This is a genomic window from Spirosoma oryzae (assembly GCF_003002825.1).
In the GTDB taxonomy this organism is placed as follows: Bacteria; Bacteroidota; Bacteroidia; order Cytophagales; family Spirosomataceae; genus Spirosoma; species Spirosoma oryzae.
This window is the reverse complement of the sequence record NZ_PVTE01000028.1, coordinates 25,647-42,467: the sequence shown is the minus strand read 5'-3', so window position 1 is coordinate 42,467 and position 16,821 is coordinate 25,647. Positions and strand designations below refer to the sequence as shown.

The window sequence follows — 16,821 nt, the reverse complement described above, 5'->3', positions numbered from 1 at the left end:
TTGTACTATTCCCGTTTACCGGACTAATCCCCTCGATTGGCCCGGTAAACGGGAATTTTTCATGTCCCGCCGTATCACCGAAAGGCGGGGATGAGCCTGAAAAGTGCCCCGTGTCGCCCGCTGGCCGCTAGCCGGGTGCATTGTCGCATTTTTTAAGATAGATGAAAAGAAAGCCGCAGCCGGCCGGTGAATTTTGCCCCGTCATATTCTCACCACAATCATGGTACGTAAACCAATACTCCTCCCCGTCCTGATTAGCCTGCTGGCAAGCTGTCAGTCGGGGGCAGACAAAAACCAAAATCCGACGTCGGCGCAGCCCTCACCCCCGGCCGCTATTCCGGTGGTGGTCAGCCGTGTCAGCGACGTGCAGACCGGCGGGCAGCTGACTCTGAGCGGCTCGACCGAAGCCGAAACGACCGTTAACCTCGGCTTTATGGTCGGCGGTAAACTGAACCGGGTTACCATTCAGGAAGGGCAGACCGTGCGGGCGGGGCAGCTGATTGCCGCTATCGAACCGACCGATTACCAGATCGGCGTCACCATTGCCGATGCCAACGTGGCTCGCGTGCAGGACGAATACAACCGGCTGACTATCCTGAAAGAGCGCGGTAGTCTGACGCCCAGCGACTACGAAAAAGCCGTGACGGGCCTGGCCGAAGTGAAAGCCCGGCGACAACTGGCGGTCAAGAACCTGAACGAAACGAAACTGATTGCCCCCATCAGCGGTATCGTGGCCCGCAAAGGCGCTAACGTCGGCGAGATCGTTCCCCAGGGGCAACCGCTGTTTCAGATCGCTGACATCCAGCCCATCAAAGTGCGGGTGTCGGTACCCGAATCGGAAGTGGGGCAACTCCGGCTGGGGCAGTCGGCGCAGGTGTCGATTCCGGCACTGGGCCAGACGCTGACGGGTAAGATCTCGCTTATCGGGGCCGTGGCCGACCCGGCTTCACGGGCTTACTCGGTCAAGATCGACCTGCCTAACCCAGCCCTCAAGATTCGACCCGGCATGATTGCCGACGCGCAACTGGCGTCGGCCCGCAAAACGGCCATGCTGACGCTGCCGGGCAGTGCCGTCCTGCACGACAACGACGGCTCGACCTATGTCTACGTAGTCGACAATGCGAAAAAGCTGGCGTTCCGGCGCAAAGTGACGCTGGGACAGATCATCGCCAACGACATTCAGATTACCTCGGGCCTGACCGCCGGTGAGCAGGTCGTGACCGGTGGGGCGCAGAAACTCCAGGACGGTAGCCCGGTTCAACTTAACGCATCGGCCCAATGAACCCTATCAAATCATCGCTTAAATACCCCCAGATCACGCTGAGTCTGGTGTTTCTGGCCGTGGCGGTGGGTGTCTACTCGCTGCTGACCATGCCCCGCCGGGAAGACCCCAAGATCACCATTCGTACGGGGCTGGTGGTGGCGCTTTTTCCCGGTGCCAACTCCGCGCAGGTCGAAGATCAGGTAACCCGTAAAGTAGAGCAGTACCTCTTCGGCTACGCGGAAGTCAACAAGGAAAAAACGTACTCGACCAGCCGCGACGGGGCGGTAGTGGTCAACGTCGAGCTGAACGAAAACGTCAAAAACCCGGATGTGTTCTGGTCGAAACTACGGCACGATCTCAACCAGGCAAAGGCGCTGGACTTGCCGCAGGGCGTGCAGGGGCCGATTGTCAACACCAACTTCGGCGACACGGTTGCCATGCTGATCGGGGTCGAGTCGGATTCGCTGTCGTACGCAGAACTGAGCGATTATCTCAAGCGAATCGAGGATGGGCTGCGCACCATCAAGGCGGTGTCCAAGATTCAGCGGTACGGTGAACAGAAAGAACAGCTTACCATCACGGCCCGCTCCGAGCAACTGGCGCAGTACGGTATCCGGTGGGATCAGGCGGTGCGGGTATTGCAGGCGCAGAACGCGATCAAAGCCACCGGGGCCGTCAAAACCGACGCCAGTCAGGTACCGCTCTACGCGCAGGGCTACTACAACACCGAAGGCGAAGTCGCCAACCAGGTTATCGGCTCGACACCGACCGGGGCGGTGATTCGCCTGGGCGACGTGGCGACGATCAAACGCGAGCAGACCGAGCCCACGTCGCTCATCAGCGTCAACGGACATCGGGCGCTGATGCTGTCGGTCGAGATGCAGGAAGGCAACAACATCGTTCGGTTTGGGGAGCAGGTCGCCACCAAACTGGCTGAGCTACAGCAGCACCTGCCCAGTTCGGTCAAGCTGACGACCATTGTCGACCAGCCGAAAGTAGTGCAGCACAGCGTCAGCGATTTCATCCGCGAATTTTTCCTGGCCATTATTTCGGTCGTCGTCGTTACCATCGTGCTGTTGCCGTTCCGGATAGCCGCCGTGGCCGCAATGGCCATTCCCGTCACGGTGGCGGTCACCTTCGCCGTGCTGCACACCTTCGGCATCGAACTGCACCAGGTGTCGCTGGCCGCGCTGATCGTGGTGCTGGGCATGGTCGTCGATGATGCCATTGTCATTGCCGACAACTACGTAGAATTGCTCGATGAGGGCGTCGACCGGTGGACGGCGGCCTGGCGCAGCGCCAGCGACCTGGTCGTGCCGGTACTGACGGCTACAGCCACGATTATCGCGTCGTTCATGCCAATGGTGATTCTGACGGGGTCGGTGGGCGAGTTCATCGTATCGCTGCCCATTACCGTGTCCATCGCGCTGGCGTCGTCGTTTGTGGTGGCCATGCTACTGACGCCCTATCTGTGCTACGTCTTCATCAAGAAAGGGCTGCACCAGGTAGTCGGTACGGAAACCGCCGAACGTCGTCCCCGCAAAAAATCACTGCTCGATTACATGCAGGATGGCTACGATCGGGCCATCGGCTGGTGCGTCGACCACCGGGGCGCGACCATCGTGCTGGCTGTGGTGTCGATTGCCGCGTCGGGCCTGCTGTTTAAAGCTATCCGGCAGAAGTTTTTCCCGGCTGCCGAGCGTAACCAGTTCGTCGTGGAAGTGTGGATGCCCACAGCGACCAAGCTGGAAAAGACCAACGAGGCCGTAGCGAAACTGGCCGGGCTGATCAAAAACGACGAACGGGTGGCGAGTTACGCGTCGTTCGTCGGGGCCAGCGCCCCCCGATTCTATTACAACTTCTCGCCCGAACCGCCCGTCAGCAACTTTGGTCAAATCCTGATAAACACGCATACCGCCGAAGAAGCCGAAACGATGGCGGAGGAACTGACGGATCGGGTGGCGGCTACTGTGCCGGAAGGGACACCCCGCGTGCGGCTGATGCAGCAAGGCGCGCTGGCTATCGCGCCCGTCGAAGTGCGCATCATCGGCGACGACCTGACCGAACTCCGGCGCATCGGTGAGCAGGTGACGGCTATCGTGAAGAAGACGCCGGGCAGCACACTCGTCCGCCCTGATTTCCGGGAAGATTACTACGGTGTCGGCATTCAGCTGAAAGAAGAAGCCAACCGGCTCGGCTTTACCACCACGGGTGTGGCCACGTCGATCTACACCGGTTTTTCGGGGGCACCCGTATCGGTGCTGTACGAAGGCGACCAGCCTATCAACCTGGTGCTGCGGCTCGACGAAGCCAGCCGCCGGAATTTCACCAACCTGGAAAACACGTACCTCAGTTCACCCGCCACGGGCAGTAACGTGCCCCTTCGTCAGATCGCCGACCTGAAACCCGAATGGCAGATTGGTCGGATCATGCACCGCAACGGGGTTCGTACGCTGACGATCCTGAGTGAAACCGCCGGCAACACGCTGCCGTCCGAAGTGCTGAAAGCTATCCAGCCGCAGATTGCCAACATCAAATTGCCGGTTGGGTACCGCATCGAGTACGGTGGCGAAGACGAAAACCGGAAAGCAACGTTCAGCCAGATGGTCGGGGCACTGGGTATCAGCCTGGTTCTGATCTTCCTGATCCTGCTGTTCCAGTTCCGCAACCTCAAAGAGTCGATGGTCGTGATGGCGTCCATTCCGCTTAGCCTGTTCGGGGCGCTGCTGGGGCTGGTGCTCACCCACAACCCGTTCGGCTTCACCGCCTTCATGGGCCTTATCAGCCTGTCGGGGATTGTGGTGCGGAACGCGATTATTCTGGTCGACTATGCCAACGAGCTGATTCGCAAGGGTATGGACGTACGCACGGCCGCTATCGAATCGGGCAAGCGACGACTCCGACCCATCTTCCTGACTACGATGGCGGCCGCCATTGGCGTCGTGCCGATGATCGTGTCCGGTTCTCCGCTCTGGAGTCCGCTGGCGTCGGTGCTGGCTGTCGGAGTGGTGGTGTCGATGGTGATGACACTGCTGGTTATACCGGTGCTGTTTGTGCTGGCTGTCAAACCCGAAGAAAAAAAGGAACTGGCTGCCGAAGCCACCTACTAACATTCAAGTCATGAAACGTATCCTTCTATGCCTCGCCCTGTTGCTGGCGGGGAGCCACGTCGGAATGGCGCAGGAGCTAACCCTGGCGCAGGCGCAGCAGCAGGCCGTCGCGCAGAATCGACGCCTGAAAATTGCCCGCCACAAAGTCGACGAATCCACCTATAAAATTACCGATGCCAAGAGCCGGCTGTACCCGCTGGTGCAGGCCAGCGCCCTCTATGCCTACAACGGCGTGGCCAACGACCTGACGCTGCCCGCCGGGGCGCTGGGGGTTATTCCGGGAAACACACCAGTCCTGCTGCCCCAGAAAGAACTAACGCTGTTCGACGCCAAACACAACCTGTTTACGGGGGGCGTACTGGCGTTCCAGCCGATCTCACAGTTAGGTAAAATCAAGGACGGCGTCCGGGCGGCACAGGCTGACGTGGAACTGGCGCAAACCGACGTCAGTCAGGCTGAGCAGGCGATCCGGCACGGGGTCGAGCAGGTTTATTTCGGGTTGCTGATCGCTCAGAAACAGCAGGAGCAGGCCCAGACAGCCATCGAACTGACGCGGGCGAAACTCTATGATCTGGAAAGCGCCCTGCTGGCGGGCAAAACCGACCCGGTCAACAAAGTGGGCTTGCAGGCCGATCTGGCCAATCAGCAGCAGCAGCTTCGCCAGCTACAGAATCAGGTCGAGGATTACACCGCCGATCTGAACGAACTGCTCGGCCAGCCCGCCGAAACGCCCCTGACGGTTAGCGCCCCCGCCGATGCCCCGCTGGCGTTGCAGCCGGTCGACACGTACCTGACGGCTGCTCAGTCGGGCAACCTCGACGTACGCAAGGCCGATCAGCTCAGTCGGAAAGCAAGCATTGGCGTGCAGGCGGCCCGCAAAGACTACCTGCCCATGGTGGGTGCGCTGGGCGGCTACAACTACCAGAATGTGATCTCGGAGTTACCTGCCAACAACTTTTTCCTAGGTCTGCAACTCAGCTACAACCTGTTCGATTTTGGCCGTCGCCGGTCGGCAGTAAACCAGCGACTATCGCAGCAGCAGCAGGCCGATGAGAACCGGCAGTATACACTGGAACACCTACAAACCGAGGTCGGCAAAGCCCACCGAAAAGCCCGGCAGGCCCAGTCACTGATCCCCATCGCGACCCAGGCTGTGCAGTACCGGCGCGACGAGCTGAAGTTGAAACAGGACCGGCTGGCGGCAGGCCTGACGCTCAAACGCGACGTGCTGGAAACGCAGCAGGCTCTCCAGAAAGCGGAAGTCGACTTGTATTCGGCGCAGATAGGTTACCGCCTGGCCTTATCCGAACTTCAGCGACTCGGCGGGCAGTAGGCTGGTGGCTTCACCCACCCGGCTGCATTGAGTAGCGGAGGTTGTGTGGCCTGAGCGGTTGTTTGGGAGAATACGACACAAAAAAGCCGAGCCGCTTTGCCAGACACGAACGGAAGCGTCAGGTGGCTTCGGCGTCAAGGTAAGCGGCTCGTCAAAGGGGGGATGGTACAACCTGCGTCAACGTTAACCGCTAAGTAGCAGGTGCCTGTACCGAGTACAGAAAGGGTGGTAGTAGAAGCGAAAAGCGGTCGATGTGCACAACAGGGCACGCTGTTTTCTATCAACAAAAATCGGCTGATTCGCTGAGTAGGGCTATAACAGATGGTGCGAAAGCTATAACTGTGGTTGCATACCCAACAGATAGTCACTGCTTTATCGTTTAGCAAGTTATTCCGCCCAACTGGTGTCAGCGTACGATGAGTGTAGTCCGGACAGGGTATCAGGCTGTCGGCTCAGTTGTTCCAGTTCGAAGGCTGAGTCTGCTGCCGGGCGTAGTCAAGGGGCGTCATGCCGTATTGTTCCCTGAAGACTTTGGAGAAATAAGCCGGACTGTCGAAGCCCACGGCATAAGCCGCCTGCGAACTGGTCGAGCCCTGTGCCAGCCATTGGGTAGCCCGTCGTAACCGGTAACTGCGAATCAGTTCGGTGACGGACAGGCCGGTGAGTGCCTTGACGCGCCGATGCACGCTCGACCGGCTCAGGTGCAACTGCTCTGCTACCTGATCGACTGTCAGCGTCGTATCGTCCAGGCGGGTCTCGATCAGTTCGTACAAGCGTTGTAATAACGGGTCGCTGACGGGGGCGACCGGATCGGCTGACGAACCATCCGCAATAAGTTCGTTTCGCAGGCGCTCCCGGAGCAGCGCCTGACGCTGGAGCAGATTCCGGACGCGCAACAGCAGTTCCTCCGGGTTAAACGGTTTGGTGAGGTAGTCGTCAGCCCCCGTCGACAAGCCTGCGATGCGACTGTCGACCGATGCCTTCGCCGTAAGCATGATAACCGGAATGTGGCTTGTCCGCTCGTCGGTTTTGAGTCGGTCGACCAGGGTCAGACCATCCATCACAGGCATCATTACGTCGGTGATGATCAAATCGGGCAAGTCGTCAATGGCTAGCTGAAGGCCAGCCGCGCCATTAGCCGCGCGCTGGAACTGGTAATGGGGCTGGAGGAGAAGGCCGACAAAGTCCGCTACTTCGTCGTTGTCTTCGACCAGCAGTAGCGTTGCCGACTCGGTTCCGGTTTGGTTATCGGTCAGCGTCATTGGCTGAGTAATGTCCTCATCGTCGACGTTACTTGGTGGCGCTACCTCGTAGGGCAGTGCTACGCGAAAGGTCGTCCCGGTACCGACCTCACTTTGCACAGTGATCTGGCCGCCGTGGAGCAGAACCAGTTCATGCACAAGCGACAAACCCAACCCGCTGCCCGCTGGGCCGGTCGAGTCTGAATCAGCAACCGGTACCTGGTAGAAGCGGTCAAAAATAAACGCGAGCTGGTCGGCCGCGATACCCGCGCCGGTGTCCGCAACGATTAGTTCGATGCCGACTGTCGCGGGCAGGAGTTCTACCCTGATCTGACCCGTCGGTGGGGTGTACCGGATTGCATTGGCCAACAGGTTGGTCAGAATTCGCTCAAGCTTCTCGGCATCGTACCAGTAGTTGGCTGTCAGCGCCGTCTGATACCGAATGATCGCCTGGTTGGGGAGCGCTGACGCCGTAAACGCGTTCACGATGTCGGCAACGAATCGATCTGGCCTGCCCTGACGTAGCCGAAGCGGAAGTTGCTGGGCTTCCAGTCGGGCAAAGTCCAGCAACTGATTGATCAAGTTAAGGAGCTGTTGCGCGTTCCGCTGTATGGTGCCTAGTAATTTCGCGTGGGGCGTCGCGGATAAGTCGTTGAGCAGCATACTGACGGGGGCCAGTATCAGCGTCAGGGGTGTCCGTAGCTCGTGCGTGATGTTGGTGAAAAAGCGCGTTTTCAACTGCTCAACCTCCTGCATTTGTTCCAGTTTCTGCCGGTCCAGTTCCTGCTGCTGCTGCCGGTGCAGCCGATGGCTATACAGCCGAACGCCAAGCCAGACCAGCCCTGCCAGTGCGATGACGTACACCATATACGCCCAGCCCGTTGCCCACCAGGGAGCCTGGATGACAAAGCGATAACTAGCCGGCTCAGTACTCCAGACGCCGTCGCTGTTAACGGCTTTTACGTCGAAGCGGTACGTGCCGGGGGGCAGGTTGGTATAGTTGGCAAATCGGCGATTGCCCACTATAACCCAGTCGTCGTCAAGGTCGGATAGCCGATACGCGTAGCGGTCGCCATCGGGTGAGCGCTGCGTAAGGGCGACGAAGTCAAACGAGATCGTATTCTGGTCGTGCGAAAGCTGTAATAACTCCTTCTGTAACGGATACGGTTTGTTGTTGACCGAAACGCCGGTGATGTATACCGGAAACGCATTGCTTTTTCGCGTAAGCAAGTTGGGGTCGACCGTTACGATTCCGTTTACCGTACCGAAAATGAGTTTGTCGTGATGGCGGATAACCGCAGTCGGCAGAAACTCGTTGCTGGGCAGTCCGTCCCGCGTATCGAACAGGCAGGTCCCCTTCGTTGCCGGTTCAAAGCGACACAAACCCCGGTCGGTACCCAGCCACAACCGGCCCCTTGTATCGGCGGCAATGCTGACAATGCGATTGGTGGGCAGGCCTTCGCGGGTCGTAAACGATTGAAACTGGTTTGTCTTTGGGTCGTACCGTTGCAGGCCACTTTGGTTTGTACCGGCCCACAGCAGCCCCTGCTCATCTTCGTAGAGGGCCAGCACGTCATCGGCCAGCTGCCCACGGAAGGTTTGGTATTGCCCTGTCGCTGGCGTAAAGTGGATCAGACCGTATCCCAGCAAGGCCAGCCAGATGTCGCCCGTCCGGCTGGCCAGCAGCGTTTGTACCGGGTGTTGCGCCAGTCCATTCTTTTGGCTCAGAAGCCAGTTATAATCGGTATACCGGTGGGTGCGGGGATCGAACGACGCGAATCCGTCTTCACCGCCCAGCCATATCAGGCCGGACGGCCCCAAGCTGGTGTGGTCCAGAATGATCGGGCACGGATAAAATGTGTACCGATCAGACGGCTGGTCGTAGTGGTACAGGCCCTGACTTGAGTTGATCCATAGGCCACTGGCCTTGTCATCCAGTAACGCGCTGATGTAATTGACTTGCTGATCGGTTGACCCGAGCGTTTTGGCCGGGATCGTTGTCAGCCGGTTTGTCTTTCGGTTGAGCCGATACAGCACAATGGAGTTTGTAAACCAGAGGTTATCCTGCTCATCGGTCAGCAGCGCGGGGGCCTTATTCTCAAAAAAATTGGTGAACTGGCTGGCCGGCGTAACCTGGTAGGTGCTGAAGAGGGCGGTCGTTGCTGTCTGTCTGTCAAGGCCGTTATTCGTACCCAGCCACAGCGCCCCACTGCGATCAATGAAAATTACCTGTACGTATACGCTACTCAGCCCATCCCGTTGATTGGGATTGGGCCGGTAGGTGACCAACTGACGGCTCGCCAGGTCGATCTGTTGCAACCCGTCCGATGACCCAACCAGAAGCTGCCCCTGCTGATTTCGTAGCAGGGCATACATAAACAGAAAGGGGTTGAGCGGCCCCTGCCGGGTAATGTACGGCTGAAGTACCAGCGAAGGCGCATCCAGTCGAAGCTGAAACAAGCCCCTGCCCACGCTGCTAATCCATAGCTGGTTCGGGTCCTGCGGATCTATGTAAAGATAGTCCAGGTTGGGATGTGGCTTATCGTTTTCCTGCTCGGGTACCCGGGAATAGTGGCAGGTCGCAGGGTCGAACTGGTAAAGTCCGTCGTTGGTCACCAGCCACATTCGGTGTTGTCGGTCTTCGACAATTTGTTTGACGACGAAGCGCGGTATCGGTGATGCGTACAGCGTAAAATGCCGCTGGTCGGGCTCATAGCGAACCAGCCCCCCCCACGTGCCCACCCAGAGATGCCCCCGCTCGTCCTGGTAGGTCGAGAGTTGGTTGTTACGCTGCCCCGCGTCCGCCCCCGGAATATAATGCGCAGTGACCTGCCCCGTCATGGGATCGATCTGGTGCAGGCCACCGCCTGCCGTTGTAGCCCAGAGTACGCCCTGCCGATCTTCGTAGACCGACATGACGCGGTTGTCGCGAAAGCTGGTTGTGGGATGAGCGGGGTCTGGCCGGAAAATAGTGAAGGTGTGGCCGTCGTAGCGATTTAAGCCATCGTTGGTAGCAAACCACATGAACCCCCGCTTGTCCTGAATGATGCAGTTGATGGTTGCGTTGGACAACCCGTTCTCAACGGACAGATGGGTAAGGGACAGCTTTGGGGACTGGGCATTGACTAGCGCAGGTAACAGTAATAGTACTGCGAACCACCGGTTTGCACCGGATAGGGCATATCGTCGTATGCTATACCTGACCCAAAACGTCACCTCATTGACAATACTCATTCGCAGATATGGGCTAGCGGCCTGTCTTATCTGGTCGTATTGCTCCAGTAAGGCAATAGTGCTACTTAGTATCGGCGAAGATAAAGCCTGCCTCTTGATTTATACCAAACCAGCGATACTGGTTGTGCACAGCAACCAGGCATGGCCCGAGTGATTACCTCATTCGTATGGTAGCCGGAACTGTCTCTCAGTACCTTACGGAAATAAGTTGCGAACGGGAAGGCTGGTAAAAACGAAAAGCGATTGAGTCGGAGTGATTCAATCGCTTTTCTAGATTGTTGATAGCTACTCAGCTCCCCAGCTCTAGCTAGGTAGATTGAGCTTGTACAACACAGCTTCCAATGAGCGGGTTACTTGATTTGATACGGTGTCGACACGACTGCCCCTTGAGCGTCAGTTGCGTTGATGAACCAAATCGTCGCATTGGTCGGTACGGTTGCCGTGATCGTTTCACCGCTCAGTACCGCGTTAACCGTCTGCCAACTCCGGGACGAATAGGGCAGGGTCGTGTCGGTGGTGTAGGAGATCGTCGCTTTCTGAATGGCCGCTGGACCTTTGACGGTTGCTTTCGCCGTTTGACCAGACATGCTCAGATCACTAATCTGAGCCAGGCCCTTGCCGCCTTGGAAGATTTTATCCAAAAACAGTCGTATCTCATTGGGGTTGGCCCCGTCCGCCTGCGAATGGCTCATCACCATGCGCAGACTGTACTGTGATTGGCCCGCTACGATCTGATGAGTTGGCCGCTGGGTTGCGGGGGTGAAGTACGGATCGGTGGCACCGCTTATCCACAGCATCTGAGCCTTGGCATTGCCGAGGTAATTAGCCGGATCGTATTTGGCAACCCACTGGCTTTTCTGGGCCGCGCTCATCTGGGCAAAATACTTGTCGAATATGCCGCCCTGTTCCTGAAGGTAGGCACTGCCGTAGGTTACAGATGCGGCATCGATGCGTGGGTCAAGCCCTGCTGCCATCGTAGCCAGAAAGCCGCCCCAGCTCACACCGACGACGGCCGTCTTTGTGGAATCGACACCGGGTAGTGAGCGAATCAGCGCGTGAGCAGCTAGTACGTTCGATACGGCGTGGTAAATCCACTGTTTGTCCTGCGTGTCGCTAATGCTGGTGAACTTACGGGTGTCTCCCTGCTCGGGCCCGGCTTTGGCTAATCGGGCTCCATCGGCACCGGCACCGCCTAAGTCCATAGCGATGGCGTGATAGCCACGCGAAGCCCACATCTGCACCCATTCTTTGTAAGCTTGCCCGCCACCGCCGTGAATCAGCACGATAGCGGGGTTGTTACCTGTTGCTCCGTTTGTCGGTTTGCTATAATAAGCAAATACTTCTGTACTAGACAAAGAGCCGTAGGCAGGCCCGTCATAAACGAGTTGACGTAACGTCTCAGTATTCGCGTTTAGCCAGCGGTAACTTGGGGCGGTAGCCAGTTGCTTGGGATTCCATGGTCCTACTTGGCTGGAAAGTGTTGGTTCTGATACAGTGGTTGAGGGCGACTCGTCAGGGTTGAGGAGGTCGACCCTTGGCTTGGAACAAGCATTCAATAAGAGTGTAAGCCCAAGAAGGGCGACTTGAATTCGCATGGAGTAGGAGAGAAAGTGTCTTTAACTCCCTCTACAAAAATTAGCCCAAACGGTCTAGTCGACAGACAGATCAGGTGTACGTTGTAGAGCGTGGAACGCAGAAGTTGATTTGCTGAAACCACTTTATTCTCCTTAAGCAATGGATTGTTGGAATGTAACACTTATTTCGTGTGAGCTGCTGCGTCGCATTGAAGTCGAGACATAGCATAAAAAGAAGAACTCACTGCTTCTTCTTTTTCTTGCACAGAAAAGCCCTGTAATAGCTTGTATTACAGGGCTTTGTTACTTGTAATCTGTGACCACGAGTGGACTCGAACCACCATGCCTTGCAGCACCACCCCCTCAAGATGGCGTGTCTACCAATTTCACCACGTGGCCAGTTGGTTATTGTGGTGCAAACATAGTGAATTGTGGCTCTGTTGTCAAATAAAGGCCGTTTTCTTTTTTGATTTTTGCCAAAAGACGGCCGAAATGCGGGCAAAAATTCGTACTTTTATCTTCTTAATTACCTATTTAACACACAGTCAGATGGCACTGGAATTAGTCGGAAAACTCATCAAAGTATTGCCCGAAGTGTCGGGTCAAAGCCAGAAAGGACCCTGGATGAAGCAGGAGTTCGTGCTCGAAACGCTGGATAGCCAATACCCCAAAAAGGTGTGCATGACGGCCTGGGGCGAGAAGGTGAATGATCTGAAACAGTTTGCGACCGGCGATACGCTGAAGGCTACTTTTAGTGCCGAATCACGGGAATACAACGAGCGCTGGTACACCGAGCTGCGGGCGTTCCGGATCGAAATTGCCGAAGGAGAAGAAACGGCTGCGTCGGCACCCGCTGCCGGTGGTTATGCGTCGCGTCCGGCTCAGTCTGCGCCAGCGTCGGCACCAAGCAAGCCGGCTGCGGCATCGTTCAACAGCGCGTTTGATGACGACGAAAGCAACGATCTGCCATTCTAAGCAGAACCAAACAAAAAAGCCGCTTTTGAAGCGGCTTTTTTCGTGTGATCCGGCTGGGATTCGAACCCAGGACCCATACATTAAAAGTGTATTGCTCTACCAGCTGAGCTACCAGATCAGAAGGTCGGCGACTTATATGATGAAAGGCGTCTCCCTGATTGTGGTGCAAAAGTATGCCCTTATTTGGTTCAATGCAAGCCTTTGCTCTTAAAATAAGCCTATTTTTTTGGTTTCTGACCGCGTCAGCTACCTGGGCCGCCGACCGGGCCGATACCTTACGGCGGGCCGATTCGCTCTTTGCCGCTGACGCTCAGCCGGATGCGGCCCGACTGTACGAAGCCGTGCTGGCGCGGGGCTTTACACCGACGGATGCGATGTTGTTGAAATTAGCCAGTGCCTACGAACGACAAAATGACGTTCCACACTTGCTGTACTACTTACAGGTGTATTTCGAGCGTCATCCCAGCGATGCCGTGTTGCGTCGAATGAACGATATTGCCCGGACAAACAACCTGAGCGGCTACGAAACCGACGACCTCAATTACTTCTATCTGTTCTACAAACGGTTCGGCGTCTACTTTCTGCTGTTCCTGCTGGTGCTGGCGCTGTATGCCTTCGGGGTGCTGCTGACTAAAGCGCTGCGGCAGCAGCCCATTCCCGCCCGACAGAAATGGGTGGTGCTCGTTTACCTGATCGGCTTACTGCTGTTCGTAAACCTACCGCGCGGAGTTCGGTCGGGTATCACTAACCACGATCGCGTGCTGCTCCGCACCGACCCGTCTGCAGCCGCACCCGTCGCGGAAGTCATCAGCCGGGGTAACAAACTCAATATTCTCGGTAGCCGCGACATCTACCTGCGCGTTCGCTGGCACAACCAATGGTACTACGTCCGCCAGGATCAGGTGTGGGTAATTTGACTGGTTGACGGGGCCGCCCGCGCGGTGATAGAATGATTGAATAAGCTGGTGCACGAACCCATTCAATCATTCTATCACTCAACCAGTCAATCACTTCTTCAACGGTGAGTCCTTTTCCTTGGCCAGCGTGTTGTAGACCATCTTGTCCATGAAGCTGGGAAGGAGTTTGTTGAGGAAGACGGTGAGCTTTCCCTGACCAGTCAGAATTAGTTCGCGTTTGCGGGATTTGACGGCGCGGAGAATATGGTCGGCGCATTCTTCGGCACTCATCATACTTTCTTCGTCGCGCATGGTTTCACCTTTGGCCTGCCCGTGTGCATCGAGGGCGGCCACGCGAATGTTCGATGCCGTAAAGCCGGGACAGGCAGTCAGGACGTGGACGCCGGTGTGAAGCAGTTCCGTGCGCACGGCTTCCAGAAAGCCGTTCATGGCGAATTTGGACGCTGAATAGCCGGCCCGGACGGGGAGGCCCCGGAACCCGGCGATGGACGAAATACCAACGATCGATCCTTTGCTTTGGGTGATGTAGGGCAGAGCGTAGCGTGTAGCGTACACCGTCCCCATGAAGTTAATGTCCATCACTTTCTGAATCACGGCCGGGTCGGTGTCGATCAGCATGGAGCGCATCGAAATACCGGCGTTATTGATCAAAATGTCGAGTCGGCCGAAATGGGCAATGGTTTGGTCGATTAGTTGCTTTACGTCGGCTTCGACGCTGACGTCGGCGGTGAGAGCTAGGACGGTGATGCCTGCCTGTTCGAGTTCGGCCCGGACAGCGTCGAGGGCGGCTGCCTTACGGGCACAGATGACAATGCGGGCACCCGCGCGGCCAAAGGCAAAAGCGAGTGCTTTCCCGATGCCCGACGATGCGCCGGTAATGAGTACAATCTTATCGTTCATGTTGGGCGAAGATACGCGATGGTCAGCGAATGAGCGTGACCGGACCTTTAAAGGTGCGTTTTGTCGTTTGCAGCAGATAATAGTAGGTGCCAGTCGGCATATCGGCCCCGTCCCAGGCAAATTTGGGATCTTTCGAGGTAAACACCACCCGGCCGTAGCGGTTGCTGATTTCGATGGCTTTGAACTGCTCGGCACAGGCGTTCGCCGGTAGATTCTTAACCGTGAAGACATCGTTCATGCCGTCGCCATTTGGCGTGAAGACGTTTGGAACGGTAATCTCAGCGTCGACGGATTCATCTTTGAGGACGAACGTAACGGTCGTAGCCGCCGTGTGCTGCGGCTGACAGGAGCGGTCGTCAACGGCGAAATCAACGACGAATGTGGCTTCCGACTTGCCCGCCAGCAGCTCGCAGGTGGGTTTCCAGTCGAAGGGGGATGTTAACGCAGCCCGGCCGGTCTTGCCTGTAAAGCTCATGCCAATGGCTTTCATGTCGAACCCCCGGCCGGTGCCTGTCATCCGCAGTGTGTCGCGGTCGGGGTCATCGCCCGTCACCACGAATGAGCTGCTACCGGCCTGCGGGTCGGTACTGACAACCAGGGTGACCGTCGACTGGGCCAGTGAGGTCAGGATGCTGGGGGGCTGGCTGGGTAAGCCCACGGCCCCCAGGTTGACCGTGACGGTATCGCGCAGATTACCGTTGCAGCGATTATCGATCACGATAAAATCAACGAGGTATTCCGACCGGGTTGCGTCGGTGCAGGTAGGTTTCCAGACAAACGGGCTCGATACTTTTCCCACGCCCGATGCGGAGCCGAACGACATGCCCGCCTGCGTCAGCGTAAAGCCCCGGCCAACGGCCTGAATGCTGATGTTATCGTTGTCGAGGTCGGTACCGAAAGCGGTGAAGCTGAGCGACGTACCGACCGTTGTCCGCCCACGGTTATCGGGCAGGTTAGTCGTCGCTTTCGGCTTGTTGTTGGCGGAGCCGGTGAGTTGCAGGCGGACCGTCAGCGTGTCGCTCAGCCCCTGTGGACACCCTTCGTCGGTAGCCCGAATCATCAGAGTGATCGGGCCCCCGTTACCCACGCAGCGCCCGAAGCAGAACGTTGTGTGCAGCGTGTCGGTCGTGGTTCGGGTCTGGAGAACGCCGGGTGTCAGCGTCAATCCCGGTAAAGAGCCGCTCATGTTCGTAATCGTAATGCGCTGGTTGGCCTGCGCATCGGTTACATACAGATTTAGACAGTTAGTATCTTTTTCCGCCAACGTTATCACCGTGCCTTCTTTATAAAAACCGGATTGGCCATTCGCTTTGAGCAGTAACTGAGGTGGGTCGTTTTTGGGGCAGTCGATCACTTTCAGCTGAAAATCGCGCCGAACCCGCCCGATGCGGACACCCCGGCGGTACTCATCGACTTCCACCGAAAAGACGAATAGCCCGACCCGGTCGGCGGTGACGCTGAGCAGGCCCGTCCGGGGGTTGACCTGCAGCGGAGCTGTGCCAGGAATTTCGTTGGCGGTCGAAATGCCATTTACCCAGCGGATTTCGGGGTAGGGGGCTGGATGAGTAATGGGCGCGTCGGGCTGTCCTGTTAGGGTCTTTGTGCTGTAGCCATTATAAGGCGTGACGAGTTTATAGGTCAGGCTGTCACCGTCGGGGTCTTTCGCGCCAAAATCAAACGTGAATGGCCGGCCGACGCAGCTATAGTCGCCTTTTGCTACACCAAATACGGGCGACGAATTGACATAAGGCGTGGTGCCGACGTATGGCGCTGGAAATTCCAGGTAAAAGGCCATGCCCGCGCCACCGGGGTCGACGATGTTACTAATCGCTCCGTTACGACAGCATCGTTCCCAACTCATATAGTAGCCGCCTGGGTCGTTAAGCGTCTGCGAAAACGTGACGTCGGTACTGTAGCGGATCAGTAGCGTTTGCAGATCAGCGCGGGCGCAGGTCGAATTGGTATACACGACGTTCTGCGTAGTAAGCCGAGGTACGGTAACGTTGCCCATTAACACATTATCACGCTTTCGGTAGACGAAAATCATAACGAATGAGTCATTGGCATCCCGGTTGCCGTTGACAGCGTCGAAATACAGGTTGAGACTGATGCGGTGCGTGGCTGAACTGCCCGTCAGTCGCTGTAGTTCCAGTTCACCGCCCACAATATGCGTCGCTCGTGCCGCCCCACTACCAACCAGCCACAGGCCGATCAGCATACTTATCCACCCTACGAACCGGTACATGTTGTGCATAGAAAAGGGTTTGGTTGTT

The 16,821-nt window shown here is 57.1% G+C and carries 9 protein-coding genes and 2 tRNA genes; 5 read left to right on the top strand and 6 right to left on the bottom strand.

The window, feature by feature from the left end; all coding sequences use genetic code 11:
• The first annotated feature begins 220 nt into the window (after positions 1–220).
• Genes CLV58_RS23370 through CLV58_RS23360 form a run of 3 tightly spaced genes read left to right on the top strand, consistent with a single transcriptional unit; the run spans position 221 to position 5,707 of the window.
• Entirely contained in the window at positions 221–1,282 is a 1,062-nt protein-coding gene (locus CLV58_RS23370) for an efflux RND transporter periplasmic adaptor subunit (protein WP_106140257.1), read from the top strand.
• Positions 1,279–4,374 carry an efflux RND transporter permease subunit gene (locus CLV58_RS23365; protein WP_106140256.1) on the top strand — a complete coding sequence of 1,032 codons (3,096 nt, stop codon included), beginning with the start codon at positions 1,279–1,281 and terminating at the stop codon, positions 4,372–4,374. The genes CLV58_RS23370 and CLV58_RS23365 overlap by 4 nt, the downstream gene beginning before the upstream one ends.
• Before the next feature lie 10 nt (positions 4,375–4,384).
• Positions 4,385–5,707, top strand: coding sequence for a TolC family protein (locus CLV58_RS23360; protein ID WP_106140255.1), 1,323 nt, complete (start codon positions 4,385–4,387; stop codon positions 5,705–5,707).
• A 452-nt stretch (positions 5,708–6,159) separates the two neighbouring features.
• Here the strand turns inward: CLV58_RS23360 and CLV58_RS23355 are convergent, their stop codons facing one another.
• The 3 genes from CLV58_RS23355 to CLV58_RS23345 form a co-directional block, all read right to left on the bottom strand.
• Positions 6,160–10,020 carry a hybrid sensor histidine kinase/response regulator transcription factor gene (locus CLV58_RS23355; RefSeq protein ID WP_170108776.1) on the bottom strand — a complete coding sequence of 1,287 codons (3,861 nt, stop codon included), beginning with the start codon at positions 10,018–10,020 and terminating at the stop codon, positions 6,160–6,162.
• Positions 10,021–10,532: 512 nt separating this feature from the next.
• Positions 10,533–11,537: an alpha/beta hydrolase family protein gene (locus tag CLV58_RS23350; RefSeq protein ID WP_170108775.1), complete on the bottom strand. Its 1,005-nt coding sequence runs from the start codon at positions 11,535–11,537 to the stop codon at positions 10,533–10,535.
• A gap of 536 nt (positions 11,538–12,073) precedes the next feature.
• A tRNA-Leu gene (locus tag CLV58_RS23345) sits at positions 12,074–12,155 on the bottom strand.
• Positions 12,156–12,305: 150 nt separating this feature from the next.
• Here CLV58_RS23345 and CLV58_RS23340 point away from each other — a divergent pair.
• Positions 12,306–12,731, top strand: a complete 426-nt coding sequence (locus tag CLV58_RS23340; RefSeq protein WP_106140252.1) for a DUF3127 domain-containing protein — start codon at positions 12,306–12,308, stop codon at positions 12,729–12,731.
• Between the two features lie 45 nt (positions 12,732–12,776).
• On the opposite strand, the gene CLV58_RS23335 is transcribed toward CLV58_RS23340, so the two are convergent.
• Positions 12,777–12,849, bottom strand: a tRNA-Lys gene (locus CLV58_RS23335).
• A gap of 73 nt (positions 12,850–12,922) precedes the next feature.
• On the opposite strand from CLV58_RS23335, the gene CLV58_RS23330 reads away from it, so the two are divergent.
• The gene (locus CLV58_RS23330) at positions 12,923–13,648 is read left to right on the top strand and encodes a hypothetical protein (RefSeq protein ID WP_245882436.1); all 726 of its coding nucleotides are present in this window, start codon (positions 12,923–12,925) and stop codon (positions 13,646–13,648) included.
• A gap of 90 nt (positions 13,649–13,738) precedes the next feature.
• Here CLV58_RS23330 and CLV58_RS23325 read toward each other — a convergent pair whose 3' ends face one another.
• On the bottom strand, positions 13,739–14,548 hold the full coding sequence (locus CLV58_RS23325; RefSeq protein ID WP_106140250.1) for an SDR family oxidoreductase: 810 nt from the start codon (positions 14,546–14,548) through the stop codon (positions 13,739–13,741).
• 22 nt (positions 14,549–14,570) lie between these two features.
• Positions 14,571–16,802 (bottom strand): T9SS type B sorting domain-containing protein, encoded by a 2,232-nt coding sequence (locus CLV58_RS23320; RefSeq protein ID WP_106140280.1) that lies wholly within the window; start codon positions 16,800–16,802, stop codon positions 14,571–14,573.
• Positions 16,803–16,821 lie beyond the last annotated feature (19 nt).